This is a genomic window from Mycobacterium sp. M23085 (assembly GCF_045343915.1).
Taxonomy (GTDB): domain Bacteria; phylum Actinomycetota; class Actinomycetes; order Mycobacteriales; family Mycobacteriaceae; genus Mycobacterium.
The window spans coordinates 2,309,216-2,323,793 of record NZ_CP174280.1 but is presented as its reverse complement, the minus strand read 5'-3'; the positions used below and the strand labels follow the sequence as shown (position 1 = coordinate 2,323,793).

Genomic DNA, 14,578 nt, shown 5'->3' with positions numbered 1-14,578 from the left:
ATCAAACCCAGTCAGGAAGGAACAACACAATCTCATGGCCCCGAAGAAGAAAGTCGTCGGGCTGATCAAGCTTCAGATCCAGGCGGGGCAGGCCAACCCGGCGCCGCCGGTCGGGCCCGCACTCGGTCAGCACGGCGTCAACATCATGGAGTTCTGCAAGGCGTACAACGCTGCCACGGAGAACCAGCGCGGCCAGGTCATCCCGGTGGAGATCACGGTCTACGAGGACCGCAGCTTCACCTTCGCGCTCAAGACCCCGCCCGCCGCCAAGCTGCTGCTCAAGGCCGCCGGCGTGGGCAAGGGGTCGGCCGAGCCGCACAAGACCAAGGTCGCCAAGGTCACCTGGGACCAGGTCAAAGAGATCGCCGAGACCAAGAAGAGCGACCTCAACGCCAACGACATCGACGCCGCCGCCAAGATCATCGCCGGAACCGCCCGGTCGATGGGCATCACCGTCGAATAATCCGCACGACCGTGGGAGGGCCAGCTTCGGCCCGAACAACCACGACCCAACACAGATTGGATGAGCAAGTGAGCAAGAACAGCAAGGCATACCGCGCCGCCGCCGAGAAGGTCGACCGCGACACCCTCTACTCCCCACTGGAGGCGGCCAAGCTCGCCAAGGAGACGTCGTCGACCAAGCAGGACTCGACCGTGGAGGTGGCGATCCGGCTCGGCGTCGACCCGCGCAAGGCCGACCAGATGGTCCGCGGCACGGTCAACCTGCCGCACGGCACCGGCAAGACCGCGCGTGTCGCGGTGTTCGCGGTCGGCGACAAGGCCGAGCAGGCCCAGGCCGCCGGCGCCGACATCGTCGGTAGCGACGACCTGATCGAGAAAATCCAGGGCGGCTTCTTGGACTTCGACGCCGCGATCGCGACCCCGGACCAGATGGCCAAGGTGGGCCGCATCGCCCGCATCCTGGGCCCCCGCGGCCTGATGCCGAACCCCAAGACCGGCACCGTGACCCCCGACGTCGCCAAGGCTGTGTCCGACATCAAGGGCGGCAAGATCAACTTCCGGGTGGACAAGCAGGCCAACCTGCACTTTGTCATCGGCAAGGCCTCGTTCGACGAGAAGGCGCTGGCCGAGAACTACGGCGCCGCGCTGGACGAGGTGCTACGGCTCAAGCCGTCCGCGTCCAAGGGCCGTTACCTGAAGAAGATCGTGGTCTCGACGACGACGGGCCCGGGCATCCCGGTGGACCCGGCCGTCACCCGCAACTTCGCGGAGGCGTAGTGAGTCGGCGCCCCGGGGCGCCGACGAACGCAGCCGACCATCGATCCCGAGGCGTAGTGAGTCGGCGCCCCGGGGCGCCGACGAACGCAGCCGACCATCGATCCCGAGGCGTAGTGAGTCGGCGCCCCGGGGCGCCGACGAACGCAGCCGACCATCGATCCCGAGGCCTAACCGCCGCACTCGACGATGCGTCGCCGCAGAAACTCGCGGCCGGGGTCGGATCCGCCTGCCTGCAACGCCACTCGATACCAGGCGCGGGCGTCGGCGGGCCGGCCGGCGCGCCGTAGCAGGTCGGCGCGCACGGTCGCGACGAGGTTGGAGCGGCGCAGCCGCGGATCGGGTGCCACCCGGTCCAGGGCGGCCAGGCCGGCGTCGGGGCCGTCGCGCAATCCGACCGCCAGCGCCCGGTTGGCGGCCACCACCGGCGAGCCGGTCAATTCGAGCAGCCGGTCGTAGGCGGCGCAGATGGCCGCCCAGTCGGTCTGCTCCCAGGACGGTGCCGTGGCGTGCAGCGCGGCGATGACGGCCTGGGGCAGATAGGCGCCCGTCGAACCCTGGGCGTGCCGCAGCCGCTCGATCCCGCGCGCAATGCGGCCCCGGTCCCATCGGCGCCGGTCCTGGTCCTCGAGCGGCACCAGCATCCCGGCGCCGTCCAGCCGGGTCGCCCGCCGCGAATCGTGCAGCAGCATCAGCGCGGACAAGGCGTGCGCCTCCGGCTCGTCGGGCAGCAGCGTACACAGCTCCGCGCCCAGCCGGATCCCCTCGTCGCACAGGTCGTCCCTGATGGCCGACGGGCCCGCGGTCGACCAGTAGCCCTCGGTGAAGACCGAATAGACGCAGCCGAACACGTGCGGTGTGCGCTCGGGTAGTAACTCCGCGGGTGGCACCCGCAGCGGGATGTTGGCGTGTCGCACCTTGTTCTTGGCGCGGGTGATGCGCTGGCCGATCGCCGCCTCGCTCTGCAGCAGCGCGCGGGCGATCTCACCGACGGTCAAGCCCGACACCAGTCGCAGCGTGAGGGCCAATTGCGATGGCCGGTCCAGCGCCGGGTGGGCACAGGTGAACATCATCCGCAGCTCGTCGTCGCGAACCGGGTGCGGGTCGGTGTGGTCGGTGCGTGCCCTGATGTCGTCCACGTAGCTTCTCCAAGCCGCCAATTCCTTTCCGGGGCGCACGGATTCGCGGCGCAGCCGGTCCCGGGCGCGGTTACGGCCGACGGTCACCAGCCAGCCGCCCGGGTTTTCGGGCATCCCGTCGCGCGGCCAGGTGCGCACCGCTTCCGCGCAGGCCTCCTGGACGGCGTCCTCGGCGACAGTGAGGTCACCCGACCAGCGCGCGAGCGCGGCCACGGCCGGGCCCCATTCCCGGCGGAAGACGCCGTCCAGGTCGGCCATCGGCTACCGGCCGGAGACGCCCGCCAGCTGCCGCACCTGCACGGTCGAGGCGGGGATCATCGACGCGATCTTGACGGCCTCGTCGCGATCGGTGGCGCTGAGCAGATAGATGCCGGTGGCGATCTCGGCGCCCTCGGCATAGGGGCCGTCGGTGATGAGGACCTCGCCGTCGCGCACCCGCACGGTCGTCGCCGTGGAGCGGTCGTGCAAGGCGGCGCCGCCGATCAGGTGATCACCGGCCGCGGCGTGCAGGTCTGCGTGCTTGGCAGCCACCGCCTCCCACTCCGGGGTGCCCGGCGTGTGTGCCGATTCGGCCGGCTCCAACAGCAGGGCCAGCCAGTCGTTGCCGGTCAGCTTGCGGGACGGCTCGATCGAGTGGACCACCGGCCACAACTCCACCGCCCCGAATGCGGCGACCGGGACGTCGCGCGCCAGTGCCAGCGCCTCGTCCAGGTTCTCCGCTTCGAAGACGTAATAGCCGCACGCCACCTCGGCGGCCTCGGCGAACGGCCCGTCGGTGACCGTCGGCGCGTCCGGGCCGCCGGTGATCACCGCCGCGGCCGCGGCGGGTGCCAGCGCGTCACCGGCCTTGATCGCCGATCCCGCCGCGGCGTGAAACCGCTCGAAGGCCGCCATCGCGGCGGCGGCATCGTCGGGGGTACGGTCCTGTTCCTTGCTGATCAACAGGGCGAAGTACTGCATGATCGTCACCTCCGGTAATGAGCGAAGCCGTGTGCCCCACTCTCTACCTACTCGACGAACCGCGCAGCGCTAATCCGACAGCGGCGGGAAAATCAGGCGGCCGCACCCGGCTTCAGGTAAGTCACCAGGCTGACGTCGAGCATCTCGTCGCTGAAGTAGTGCTCGCAGCCACGTAGGTACTTGATGTAGCGGTTGTACACCTCTTCGGAGGTGACCTCGATGGCCTTGTCCCGGTTCGACTCCAGGGTGTCGCCCCAGATGTGCAGCGTCTTGATGTAGTGCGGCCGCAGCGAAAGTGGTTCGGGCACAATAAATCCCGCCTTCTCGCCGTGATCGACCATCATCTGGGTGGACGGCAGCCGGCCGCCCGGGAAAATCTCGGTGACGATGAACTTGATGAACCGCGCCGTCTCGAACGTCAGCTTCTTGCCGCGGGCGTGCAGGTCGCTGGGGTGGTAACTGACACTGCTCTGGACGGTCATCCGGCCGTCGTCGGGCATGATGTCGAACGTCCGCTTGAAGAAATCGTCGTAGTTCTCGTGGCCGAAGTGCTCGAAGGCCTCGATCGACACGATGCGGTCGACGGGCTCGCTGAAGTCCTCCCAGTTCTGCAGGCGGACCTCACGGTTGCGGTCACTGTCGATGGAGCCGAGCAGCGCCTCGGCGCGGGCGTGCTGGTTCTTGGACAGCGTCAGGCCGATCACGTTGACGTCGAACCGCTCGACGGCGCGCTTCATCGTGGTGCCCCACCCGCAGCCGATGTCCAGCAGGGTCATGCCCGGCTTGAGGTCCAGCTTGTCCAGGTTGAGGTCGATCTTGGCGTACTGGGCCTCTTCCAGGCTCATGTCGTCGCGCTCGAAGTAGGCGCAACTGTAGATCCGGCTCGGGTCCTGGAACAGGCCGAAGAAGTCGTCGGAGACGTCGTAGTGCGCCTGGATGTCCTCCGAGCGCGTCCGCGTCTTCGTCGGGCCAGTCGGTTGCTCAGCCATATCCGTCCTGTTCTCCTGGATGAGGTTCACTTCCTACCACCCGCGCACGCATCGGAGGGGTCGCGTGTGACGTGCAACCATACCCAACGTCGGGGCGCAAATTTCGAAAAGGGTGCAAGTGCGCGTCGCGGGCCCGACCGCGGCGACGGAGTCTACTTTTCCAGGGTGGACCGGTTCACGTCCACCCAGCCCGCCGCTACTTGGTGAGCGTGAACTGGGCGACGTTGGAGATGCCCTTGCGGAACAGCCCCGCGCAGCCGGTCAGGTAGCGCATGAAGCGGTCGTAGACCTCTTCGGACTGGATGGCGATGGCGCGGTCGCGATTGGCCGCGAGGTTGGCCGCCCAGGTGTCCAGCGTCCGCGCGTAATGCGACTGCAGATATTGGGTCTGCTCGAGCGAGAATCCGCTGGCCCGGGATTTGTCGACGATATCGGGTTCGCCGCACATGTTCCCGCCCGGGAAGATTTCCTTGCCGAGGAAATGGAGGAAGCGCAGATCTGACATCGTGATCTGGACGCCGCGCTCCGTCCAGGACGACTGCGGGTAGGTGAAAATGCTGTGCATCAGCATTCGGCTGCCTTCGGGGAGGGTCGCATAGGCCCAATCCCAGAACGCGGGCCAGCGTTCTTTTTTGAACGCGTCAAACGCCTCGAAGCTGATGATCCGATCGACCCGCTCGTCGAACTCTTCCCAGCCCTGCAGCCGGGCCTCGGCGCGCCGCGTCGTCGGGATCGCCGCCAGCCTGGCCTTGGTGCGGGCGTAATGATTGCGGCTCAGCGTGATTCCGATGACGTTCACGTCGTATTTCTCGACAGCCCGAACCACCGCGCCACCCCAGCCGCACCCGACGTCGAGCACCGTCATCCCCGGCTCGAGTTGCATCTTGTCCAGCGCCAGATCGATCTTGGCGAGCTGCGCCTCTTCCAGCGTCATGTCGTCGCGCTTGTAGTAGGCGCAGGTATACACCATGTTCGGATCGAGGAACAACGCAAAGAAGTCGTCCGAAATGTCGTAGGTTGCCTGCGACTCTTCGTAATACGGCTTCAGCTTGGCCATTTGAGACACCCACCCTTCTGTGCCAACCGTACAGCCCTGCCACATAGACTGAAAATCGCAGGGATGCGTTTCTACTGAGTGTTTTTGGCTAGCTGGCCTGGCTGAAGTTTTTCGTCAGCACGCCGATCACCTGATCCCACAACTGCTGTGGAAGATCATGGCCCATTCCGTCGAATGTCACCAATCGGGCCCCGTCGATGGCCCGCGCCACCGCGCGCCCACCGAACGGCCGCATCAGCTTGTCGCCCCGGCCGTGGATCACCACGGTGGGCGCGGTGGTCTGACGGTTGTACCGACGCAGGCTGCCGCTGCCCAGCACCGCGCCGAAATGCCTCGCGACGCCCTGGGGATAGTAGCTGCGGTCGTAGCCCTCGGCGGCCTCGGCGCGCGCCTGTTCTTCGGGCACCCGGTAGCGGGGGCCGCCGATGATGTTGCCGACGCGCACCGCATTGTCGATGATCACCTCGCGCGGCGAATCCGGCGGCGGGCCGGTCAGCAGCGCCAGCAACGCGCGCGGGGCCGGCGGCGGCAGCAGCGCCGAATTGTTGCTGGAGAAGATGACCGCCAGGGTCTTGGTCCGCTCGCGGAACCGCGCGGCGAAGATCTGCGCGATCATGCCACCCATCGACGCGCCCACGATGTGGGCGCGGTCGATGCCCAGATGGTCCAGGATGGCCGCCGCGTCGTCGGCCATGTCTTCGAGCCGGTATGCCGCCCGGCTGGGCAGCCCCAACCAGGACCGCAGCAGCTTCGTCACCAGTGGCTGCCCCGAGCTGCGGTGCTGCGTCTTGCTGGACAGGCCGACATCGCGGTTGTCGTACCGGATCACGCGCAGACCGTGGCCGACCAGCTTCTCGCAGAACGCCGTGCGCCACAGCAGTAGCTGGGCCCCCAGTCCCATGATCAGCAGGACGGCCGGGTCGTCGATGTTGCCCATGTCCTCGTAGTACAGCTTCAGATCGCCGGAAATGGCATATCCCGTGCGGACCTGCACCAGAAAAGCTCCTAAACCTCGACGTCGGAGGAGTGCTCGCGGCTGACTTCCACCATGAAGTTCGCGAAGTAGCCCGTCAGCTGCGGATCCGACATCATCTGCCACTTGGGCGCCAGCAGCTTCATGTACCGCTCGACGTAGAGGAACTGCTTGCCGATCAGCACCAGCTCGCGGGGCAGCTTGACGTCGTAGGCGTCGGCCAGCGCCGACAGCTGCCGGCCGATGTCGGCGTAGGACATGTCGCCCAGCGTCTGCATGGTCAGCGGGGTGGCGAACTTCTCCAGGTCCTTGGCGGCCTGCGCCTCCGGCTTCATGGTGCCGACGGCGCCCATCAGCACCACGATCTTGCCCGCCGCGGCGTGGTCCTTCTTGACCAGCAGCGCATACACCAGTTCGCGCAGCAGCCAGCGGGTGCGCGGATCGATGCGGCCCATGATCCCGAAGTCGAAGAAGACGATGCGGCCCGCCTCGTCGACGTAGAGGTTGCCGGCGTGCAGGTCGCCGTGGAACAGGCCGTGCCGCAGCCCACCCTCGAAGAGCGAGAACAGTAGCGCCTTGACCAGCTCGACACCGTCGAACCCGGCCTTGCGGATGGCGGCGACGTCGTCGATGCGGATGCCGTGCACCCGTTCCATGGTCAGCACCCGGTCGCTGGTGAAGTCCCAGAACACCTGCGGCACCCGGATGTTGCGGCCCAGCGGCGAGGCGTGCAGGTGGGACACCCAGGCCTCCATCGACTGCGCCTCCAGCCGGAAGTTCAGCTCCTCGGCCAGGTTGTCGGAGAAGTCGGCGACCACGTCCTGCGCCGAGAGCCGGCGGCCCAGCTTGGCCAGTTCGACGGCCTGGGCGAAACGCTTGAGGATCTGCAGGTCGGCCGCGACCCGGCGCCGGATGCCCGGGCGCTGGATCTTGACGACGACCTCCTCGCCGGTGTGCAGCGTCGCGTAGTGCACCTGCGCGATCGACGCCGATGCGAACGGCGTCTCGTCCCATTCGGCGAACAACTCGGACGGGTCAGCGCCGAGGTCCTCGACGAAGAGCTTGTGCACCTCGCCGGAGTCGGCGGGCGGCACCCGGTCGAGCAGGCCGCGGAACTCCCGGGACAGCGATTCACCGAACGCCCCTGGACTGGACGCGATGATCTGCCCGAACTTGACGTACGTTGGTCCCAGATCGGCGAAGGTCTGCGGCAGCTGCTTGATCACCTTCTGCTGCCACGGACCCCTACCCGGCAGCTTGCTGACGATGCGAGCGGCGGTGCGGGTGACTTGCCAACCTGTCACGGCTACCCGGGCCGCTTCGACCGGCAACGGCACCCGGTCGAGCTTGGCCCCCTCTCGATGTTTGGCAGAGCTCATCTGTGCAGTGTGCCAAATCCGTGCCGAGGAGTCCCAATCCTCAACGCGGATGCCCGGTGCTCTCGCCGGGTTTCCAGGGCTGCACCCAACCTTCGATCGCCCAGTCCTCCCGGGCGGCGATCAGCTCGTACATGGTGGCACCGTCGATCGTCTCCCGGATGATGTCGGCGTGCCCGGCGTGGCGGGCGAGCTCGTTGATCACGTGCAGGATCACCCAGCGCACCGACCAGGCCCGCTGATTCTTGGGAAACCACGGGATGTCCTGCGGAACGGGCACCGCGGCGTTCAGGTCCGCGGTCTTTACCAACCGCAGCGACGTCGCGTTCTGCGCCTCGAACCCGGCCAGCAGCCCGGCCAGCGTCTCGTCCGGGCGCATGACGTGCTGGTCGGCGAACTCCGTGGCGATCTGCTGGAACGGGCGGGGGTCCTTCGGCGGCGCGCCCGGAGCGGCGGCGACGCGGGCCATCCAGCTGCGTTGCATCCCGGTGGCGTGCTTGATCAGGCCGCCGATCGACAACGCGCTGACCGAGGGCGCGGACCGGGCCTGGTCATCGGTGAGCCCGTAGCTGACCGCGAAGTACGCGCTCTGGTGAAACGCCAGGAATTCGCGCAGGGCGCCGCGTTCGTCGGCGACCGGCGGGGCGAGGGCGGGCACTGACGGATGTTAGCTCGATCCTAGGTCTCGTGCGCCGTAAGGTGCGGGGATGCAGGTGGTTTCGGCATGCGAATAACCGAGGCCGAGTCGACCGGGCTCTTCGTCGGGGCGCCGGACGCCCCGCTGCAGGTGGTCCGCGTCACCGTTTCCGAGTGTGTCCGGCCCACGCCGATCCGCATCGGCGGCAACGGCCTGCACGGCCGGGCGGTCGCCGAACCCGGGCGCGAGGTCGTCGAGGTCGCGGTGACGGTCGACGAGGCCGTCGTCGGACAGCGCCGGCCGGCGCGGGCGCACGCCGGCGGTCAGCGGCTGCCGTTCCAGTTCACCGTCGCCGAACCCGGCTGGACCATGTTCATGGTCAGCCACTTCCACTACGACCCGGTGTGGTGGAACACCCAGGGCGCCTACACCAGCGTCTGGACCGAGGACCCGCCCGGGCGGGCCCGCCAACGCAACGGGTTCGACCTGGTGCGCGCGCATCTGGAGATGGTCCGCCGCGACCCCGACTACAAGTTCGTGCTGGCAGAGGTCGACTACCTCAAGCCGTACTGGGACACCCGCCCGGACGACCGGGCCGATCTGCGCCGGTTCATCGAGCAGGGCCGCGTCGAGGTGATGGGCGGCACCTACAACGAACCCAACACCAACCTCACCAGCCCGGAAACCACGATTAGGAACCTGGTGCACGGGATGGGTTTCCAGCGTCATGTGCTGGGAGCGAACCCGGCCACCGCGTGGCAGCTCGACGTGTTCGGTCACGACCCGCAGTTCCCCGGGATGGCCGCCGACGCCGGCCTGACGTCGAGTTCGTGGGCCAGGGGGCCGCACCACCAGTGGGGTCCGGCGCTGGGCGGCGGCTCCGAAACCGGCGATGTCGAGCGCATGCAGTTCGCCAGCGAATTCGAGTGGATCTCGCCGTCGGGCCGCGGCCTGCTCACCCACTACATGCCCGCGCACTACTCGGCGGGCTGGTGGATGGACTCCGCGGCGTCGCTGGCCGAGGCCGAGAACGCCACGTGCGAGCTCTTCGATCAGCTCAAAAAGGTCGCACTCACCCGCAACGTGCTGCTGCCGGTCGGCACCGACTACACGCCGCCCAACAAATGGGTCACCGAGATCCATCGTGACTGGGCCGCCCGCTACACCTGGCCGCGCTTCATGTGTGCCCTGCCGTGTGAGTTCTTCGCGGCGGTGCGTGACGAACTGGCGCAGCGCGGCCTCGCCCCGTCGCCGCAGACCCGGGACATGAATCCGATCTACACCGGCAAGGACGTGTCCTACATCGACACCAAGCAGGCCAACCGGGCCGCCGAGAACGCCGTGCTGCAGGCCGAGCGGTTCGCGGTGTTCGCCGGGCTGCTCACCGGCGCCCCGTACCCGCAGGCCGCCCTGGCCAAGGCGTGGGTGCAGCTGGTCTACGGCGCACACCACGACGCCATCACCGGCTCGGAATCCGACCAGGTGTACCTCGACCTGCTGACCGGCTGGCGCGACGCCTGGGAGCTGGGCCGCGCGGCCCGCGACAACTCGCTGGCGTTGCTGTCCGGCGAGGTCGGCGGCTCCGAGGGCGACGTGATCGTGTGGAATCCGCTGAACTGCCGGCGCACCGACATCATCACCGCGCACCTGGACTCGCCGCCGGCCGCCCGGGTTCGGGTGCTCGACGCCGACGGTGCCGAGCTGGCGGCCCACGTCGAGCGCGACGGCCGGTCGGTCAGCTGGCTGGCGCGCGATGTGCCGTCGCTGGGTTGGCGGGCGTACCGGTTGGTGCCCGCGCCGGACGGCGGCGAACCGGACGGCTGGACACCGGTGACGGGATCGGCGATCGCCAACGAGCACTACCGCCTCGAGGTCGACCCGGCGCGCGGCGGGGGAGTCGCCTCGCTGATGCAGGACGGCCGCGAGCTGATCGCCGACGGGCGGGTGGGCAACGAGCTCGCCGTCTACGAGGAATACCCGGCGCACCCGGGCCAGGGCGAGGGCCCGTGGCATCTGCTGCCCAAGGGGCCGGTGGTGTGCTCGTCGGAAGGGCCCGCGCGGGTGCAGGCCTGGCACGGGCCGCTGGGTCAGCGGGTGGTGGTGCGCGGCCGGATCGGCACGCTGTTGCGCTACACCCAAACGCTGACGCTGTGGCACGGCGTCGCGCGGGTGGACTGCCGCACCACGATCGACGAGTTCAGCGGCGCCGATCAGCTGGTGCGGCTGCGCTGGCCGTGCCCGGTGCCGGGCGCCATGCCGGTCAGCGAAGTGGGCGACGCCGTCATCGGCCGCGGCTTCGCGCTGCTGCACGCCGCCCCCGGTGGCACCCGTTCGGTGGACACCGCCCGGCACCCGTGGACGCTGGACAACCCGGCCTACGGCTGGTTCGGCCTGTCCTCGGCGGCCCGGGTCCGGGTGTCCGGCACCGGCGTGCGGGCGGTGTCTGTCGCGGAGGTGGTGTCGCCGACCGAGGCGGTGTCCGCCCCGCTGGCCCGGGAGTTGCTGGTCGCGCTGGTCCGCGCGGGCGTGACGGCCACCTGCAGCGCCGCGGGCAAGCCACGATACGGCCACCTGGAGGTCGATTCGAACCTGCCCGACGTGCGCATCGCGCTGGGCGGGCCGGCCCGCAACGCCTTCGCCGCGGCCGTGCTGGCCGGTGCCCCGGCGTACGCCGTCGAGCTGGAGCGCCAGTTGGCCGCGACCGGCCGGGCCCGGGTGTGGGTGCCGGCCGAGGCGCCGCTGGAGGCGGTGTGGGTGCCCGACGCCGACCTGCGCCCGTCGCGGGCGCTGCCGGTGCTGGTCATCGACGGCCGCGACGAGGACGATCTGAGGGCCGCGATCGCAGCGCTGGCCGACGACCTCGGCGACGCCGAGATTGCGGTGACACAGCAATCGCCTTCGGGCACAGGCGCTTTCGAAGACCGCACCGTCGCCCTGCTCAACCGCGGGGTGCCCGGCTTCGCCGTCGACATCGAGGGCACCCTGCACACCGCGCTGATGCGGTCCTGCACCGGCTGGCCGTCGGGCATCTGGATCGACGACCCGCGCCGCACCGCGCCGGACGGCTCCAACTTCCAGCTGCAGCACTGGACGCATGCCTTCGACTACGCGCTGGTCAGCGGGTCGGGCGACTGGCGGCGAGCCGGGATTCCCACCCGCAGCGCGCAGTTCTCCCAGCCACTGCTCGCCGTCGCCGCGCGCCGACGAGGGCAAGCGTTGCCGCCGGCCGGTTCGCTGTTGCGCGTGGAACCCGCCGAATCGGTGCAGCTGGCCGCCGTCAAGGCCGCCGGCAATCCACTGGCCTCGGGCAGCGCGGCGCCGCTGGACCCCCACGCGGTGGCCCTGCGCCTGGTGCAGACGACCGGTGCACGCAGCCGCGCGGTCATCGGCTCGGACGTCGCGGTGGTGAGCGACCTGCAACGCGCCGATCTGCTGGAAAACCACCCCGAACCCGTGTCCTCGGTCGAGTTGCACGGCTACCAGGTGGCGACCGTGCTGGCTCGCTTCGACGTGCCCCGGCCCCCGGCCGGTGCCGACGTCCTGGCCCCGCACGCCGAGGCCGCGCAGCCGCTGTACGCGCGGTACTGGCTGCACAATCGCGGTCCCGCGGCACTGGGCGGGCTGCCGGCGGTCGCCCACCTGGACCCGGCGCAGGCGAGCGCCGAGGCCGGCGGCCAGGTGACGCTGCGCCTCACCGCGGCCAGCGACAGCACCGACGCCACGCTGCGCGGCGCGGTCACCGTCGGCTGTCCGCCCGGTTGGACGGCCACGCCCGCCGAGCTGCCCCTCACCCTGCCCAGCGGCGAGCATCTGCACGCCGACGTGGTGGTGGCGGTCCCGGCGGGCGCCGAACCCGGCCTCTACCCGGTCCGCGCCGAACTCCGCGTCACCGGCGACGAGGTCCCGGCGGCCTGGCGCCAACCCGTCGAGGACGTCTGCCTGGTGAGCGTGGGCGGGGCAGCGGGTGAGTTGATCTACCTCGCCGACGGGCCCACCGAGGTGACCCTGGAGCCCGGCGCGGCGGGCGCGCTGACGGTCACGATCGGCAGCCACGCCGGGGCCGACCTGGCGCTGGAGGCGCATCTGATCAGCCCCTGGGGCACCTGGGAATGGATGGGTCCCGGCGCCCTCGGCGCGGTGCTGCCCGCCCGCGGCACCGTCGGCCTACGCTTCCCGGTGATCCCGCCGGCGTGGCTGGAACCCGGCCGGTGGTGGGCGCTGGTGCGGATCGGCTGCGCCGGCCGACTTCTCTACTCGCCGGCGGTGACGGTGACGGTGACATGAGCGTCCACCCGATAGCGACCGTCGCCGGCGTGCCGGTTTCACCAAACGTGCTCGACGCCGCCGAAGCGCGGCTGCGCGCCTCGCGCGCCGCGGTCGCCCTGCCGGTCAGCGGCACCAGCGAGGGCCGCCAACTGCGGCGGTGGCTGACCCAGCTCATCGTCACCGAGCGGGTGGTCGCCGCGGAGGCGCAAGCGCGGGGGTTGAGCGCGCGCGGCGCGCCGGCCGAGGCCGAGCTGCTGCCCGACGCGACCGCCCGGCTGGAGATCGGCAGCGTCACCGCGGCCGTGCTGGCCGATCCGCGGGCCCGCGCCCTGTTCGCCGATGTCACCGCCACGGTGCGGGTGGCCGATACCGAGGTGGCCGCCTACCACGCCCGCAACCCACTACGCTTCGCCGCGCCGCAACAGGGCGAATGCGGTTGGCGCACAACGGCATTGGCGGCGCCGGCGCTGGACGAGGTGCGATCGGCGATCGAGGAGCACCTGCGCGGCGCCGCGCGGCGCCGCGCGTTCCGGCTGTGGCTGGACGCCCGCCGCGCCGCGCTGGTGCGGTTGGCGCCCGGCTACGAGCATCCCGGCGACCCGCGCCAGCCCGACAACACCCACCGGCACTGAACGCCATGCTTACCCTCTGCCTGGACATCGGCGGCACCAAAATCGCTGCCGCGCTGGCCGATTCGGGTGGCGAGCTGGTGTACACCGCCACCCGCCCCACCCCCCGTCACGCCCGCCGCCGACGACGTGTGGGCCGCCGTCGAAGCCATGATCGCCCGGGCGCTGCGGGCCGCGGACGCCCCGGTCGGCGCCGTGGGGATCGCGTCGGCCGGGCCCATCGACCTGCCCAGCGGATCCGTCAGCCCGATCAACATCCACAGCTGGGACCGTTTCCCGTTGCGCGACCGGGTCGCCGCGGCGGTGCCGGGGCTACCGGTGGTGCTGGCCGGTGACGGCGTCTGTATGGCGTTGGCGGAGCAGTGGATCGGGGCGGGCAAACGCGTGGGCCGGGACGCCCGATTCGTGCTGGGCATGGTGGTGTCCACCGGGGTGGGCGGCGGACTGGTGCTCGACGGAGTCCCCTACTCGGGACGCACCGGCAACGCCGGTCACGTCGGGCACGTGGTGGTCGAACTGGACGGCCGGCCCTGCACCTGCGGCGGTCACGGCTGCGTGGAGACCGTCGCGTCCGGGCCGTGGATGGTGCGCCGGGCCCGGGAGGCCGGCTGGTCCGCCCCGCCCGGCGCCGGCGCCCGCGAGCTGGCAGCCGCGGCGGCGCGCGGAGACCCGTTGGCGCAGCGGACCTTTGGTTGCGGAGCCAACGCGCTCGCCGCGATGATCGCCTCGGTCGGCGCGGTGTGCGATCTGGATCTCGTGGTGATCGGGGGAGGCGTCGCCGAATCCGGGCCGCTGCTGTTCGACCCACTGCGGGCGAAGCTCGCCGAATACGCCGGCCTGGACTTCCTGTCCGGGCTGCGGGTGGTGCCGGGCGAGCTCGGCGGGGCGGCGGGCCTGATCGGCGCGGCCCGGCTCGCGGGTCTCAGCTGACCCGCTGCATGTGCTTGCGACCCCAGTCGCACAGGCTGGCCAGCACCGGGACCAGCGTCATGCCGTATTCGGAAATCGAATAGTGCACGCACGGCGGCACCGTGCGCGCATCGTGGCGCTCGATGATCCCGTCGTCCACCAGTTCATGCAGATGCCGGATGAGCATGCGTTCGGTGATGCCGGGGATGCTGCGCCGCAACTCGGCGGTACGCATCGGGCCGTCGCACAACCGCCACAGGATGGTGCCCTTCCAGCGGCCGTCGATGACCGACAGCGCGGCGTCGATCGGGCAGTCGCTGACTTCCTTCTTGGATACGGCCATCGGACGCTCCCCACGCTGACTAATTTGTCAGTACCTTGCTATTTGTCAGCATAACCGTCAGGGT

Annotated in this window: 12 protein-coding genes and 1 pseudogene; 5 read left to right on the top strand and 8 right to left on the bottom strand. The window is 69.9% G+C overall.

From position 1 onward, the window contains the following. Positions 1-34 precede the first annotated feature (34 nt). Together rplK and rplA are read left to right on the top strand one after the other, a co-directional pair. Positions 35-463 carry a 50S ribosomal protein L11 gene (rplK, locus tag ACIUM1_RS10535; RefSeq protein WP_406817100.1) on the top strand — a complete coding sequence of 143 codons (429 nt, stop codon included), beginning with the start codon at positions 35-37 and terminating at the stop codon, positions 461-463. 68 nt (positions 464-531) lie between these two features. Next, entirely contained in the window at positions 532-1,239 is a 708-nt protein-coding gene (gene rplA / locus ACIUM1_RS10530; protein WP_406817099.1) for a 50S ribosomal protein L1, read from the top strand. 167 nt (positions 1,240-1,406) lie between these two features. Here the strand turns inward: rplA and ACIUM1_RS10525 are convergent, their stop codons facing one another. The 7 genes from ACIUM1_RS10525 to ACIUM1_RS10495 all read right to left on the bottom strand — a co-directional run bounded on the left by ACIUM1_RS10525 (position 1,407) and on the right by ACIUM1_RS10495 (position 8,388). Continuing rightward, entirely contained in the window at positions 1,407-2,633 is a 1,227-nt protein-coding gene (locus tag ACIUM1_RS10525; protein WP_406817098.1) for an RNA polymerase sigma factor, read from the bottom strand. A gap of 3 nt (positions 2,634-2,636) precedes the next feature. Next, on the bottom strand, positions 2,637-3,335 hold the full coding sequence (locus ACIUM1_RS10520; RefSeq protein WP_406817097.1) for a YciI family protein: 699 nt from the start codon (positions 3,333-3,335) through the stop codon (positions 2,637-2,639). 92 nt (positions 3,336-3,427) lie between these two features. Then, a complete protein-coding gene (gene mmaA4, locus ACIUM1_RS10515; protein WP_406817096.1) occupies positions 3,428-4,324 on the bottom strand; it encodes a hydroxymycolate synthase MmaA4 in 897 nt (298 codons plus the stop codon). Between the two features lie 196 nt (positions 4,325-4,520). After that, a complete protein-coding gene (locus ACIUM1_RS10510; protein WP_406817095.1) occupies positions 4,521-5,381 on the bottom strand; it encodes a cyclopropane mycolic acid synthase family methyltransferase in 861 nt (286 codons plus the stop codon). Positions 5,382-5,469: 88 nt separating this feature from the next. After that, positions 5,470-6,318 carry an alpha/beta fold hydrolase gene (locus ACIUM1_RS10505; RefSeq protein WP_406817624.1) on the bottom strand — a complete coding sequence of 283 codons (849 nt, stop codon included), beginning with the start codon at positions 6,316-6,318 and terminating at the stop codon, positions 5,470-5,472. A 68-nt stretch (positions 6,319-6,386) separates the two neighbouring features. Next, positions 6,387-7,733: an ABC1 kinase family protein gene (locus ACIUM1_RS10500; RefSeq protein WP_406817094.1), complete on the bottom strand. Its 1,347-nt coding sequence runs from the start codon at positions 7,731-7,733 to the stop codon at positions 6,387-6,389. A gap of 40 nt (positions 7,734-7,773) precedes the next feature. Next, entirely contained in the window at positions 7,774-8,388 is a 615-nt protein-coding gene (locus tag ACIUM1_RS10495) for a DinB family protein (RefSeq protein ID WP_406817093.1), read from the bottom strand. Between the two features lie 66 nt (positions 8,389-8,454). Between ACIUM1_RS10495 and ACIUM1_RS10490 the strand changes: the two genes are divergently transcribed. The 3 genes and pseudogenes from ACIUM1_RS10490 (at position 8,455) to ACIUM1_RS10480 (ending at position 14,192) form a co-directional block, all read left to right on the top strand. Next, complete coding sequence (locus tag ACIUM1_RS10490; RefSeq protein ID WP_406817092.1) at positions 8,455-12,651, top strand: NEW3 domain-containing protein; 4,197 nt, start codon at positions 8,455-8,457, stop codon at positions 12,649-12,651. Continuing rightward, positions 12,648-13,265 carry a malonyl CoA-ACP transacylase gene (locus ACIUM1_RS10485; protein WP_406817091.1) on the top strand — a complete coding sequence of 206 codons (618 nt, stop codon included), beginning with the start codon at positions 12,648-12,650 and terminating at the stop codon, positions 13,263-13,265. Before ACIUM1_RS10490 ends, ACIUM1_RS10485 begins: the two co-directional genes overlap by 4 nt. Positions 13,266-13,270: 5 nt before the next feature. After that, positions 13,271-14,192, top strand: a pseudogene (locus ACIUM1_RS10480) (ROK family protein). On the opposite strand, the gene ACIUM1_RS10475 reads toward ACIUM1_RS10480, so the two are convergent. After that, positions 14,185-14,514 (bottom strand): winged helix-turn-helix transcriptional regulator, encoded by a 330-nt coding sequence (locus ACIUM1_RS10475; protein ID WP_406817090.1) that lies wholly within the window; start codon positions 14,512-14,514, stop codon positions 14,185-14,187. The pseudogene ACIUM1_RS10480 and the gene ACIUM1_RS10475 sit on opposite strands and share 8 nt — an antisense overlap. Positions 14,515-14,578 lie beyond the last annotated feature (64 nt).

Excerpts from the sequence above, each read along its gene's own strand:
- rplK (WP_406817100.1), top strand. The coding sequence starts at position 35 with ATGGCCCCGAAGAAGAAAGTCGTCGGGCTGATCAAGCTTCAGATCCAG.
- ACIUM1_RS10510 (WP_406817095.1), bottom strand. The coding sequence starts at position 5,381 with ATGGCCAAGCTGAAGCCGTATTACGAAGAGTCGCAGGCAACCTACGAC.
- ACIUM1_RS10500 (WP_406817094.1), bottom strand. The coding sequence starts at position 7,733 with ATGAGCTCTGCCAAACATCGAGAGGGGGCCAAGCTCGACCGGGTGCCG.
- ACIUM1_RS10520 (WP_406817097.1), bottom strand. The coding sequence starts at position 3,335 with ATGCAGTACTTCGCCCTGTTGATCAGCAAGGAACAGGACCGTACCCCC.
- ACIUM1_RS10505 (WP_406817624.1), bottom strand. The coding sequence starts at position 6,318 with ATGGGCAACATCGACGACCCGGCCGTCCTGCTGATCATGGGACTGGGG.
- ACIUM1_RS10490 (WP_406817092.1), top strand. The coding sequence starts at position 8,455 with ATGCGAATAACCGAGGCCGAGTCGACCGGGCTCTTCGTCGGGGCGCCG.
- mmaA4 (WP_406817096.1), bottom strand. The coding sequence starts at position 4,324 with ATGGCTGAGCAACCGACTGGCCCGACGAAGACGCGGACGCGCTCGGAG.
- ACIUM1_RS10485 (WP_406817091.1), top strand. The coding sequence starts at position 12,648 with ATGAGCGTCCACCCGATAGCGACCGTCGCCGGCGTGCCGGTTTCACCA.
- ACIUM1_RS10525 (WP_406817098.1), bottom strand. The coding sequence starts at position 2,633 with ATGGCCGACCTGGACGGCGTCTTCCGCCGGGAATGGGGCCCGGCCGTG.
- ACIUM1_RS10475 (WP_406817090.1), bottom strand. The coding sequence starts at position 14,514 with ATGGCCGTATCCAAGAAGGAAGTCAGCGACTGCCCGATCGACGCCGCG.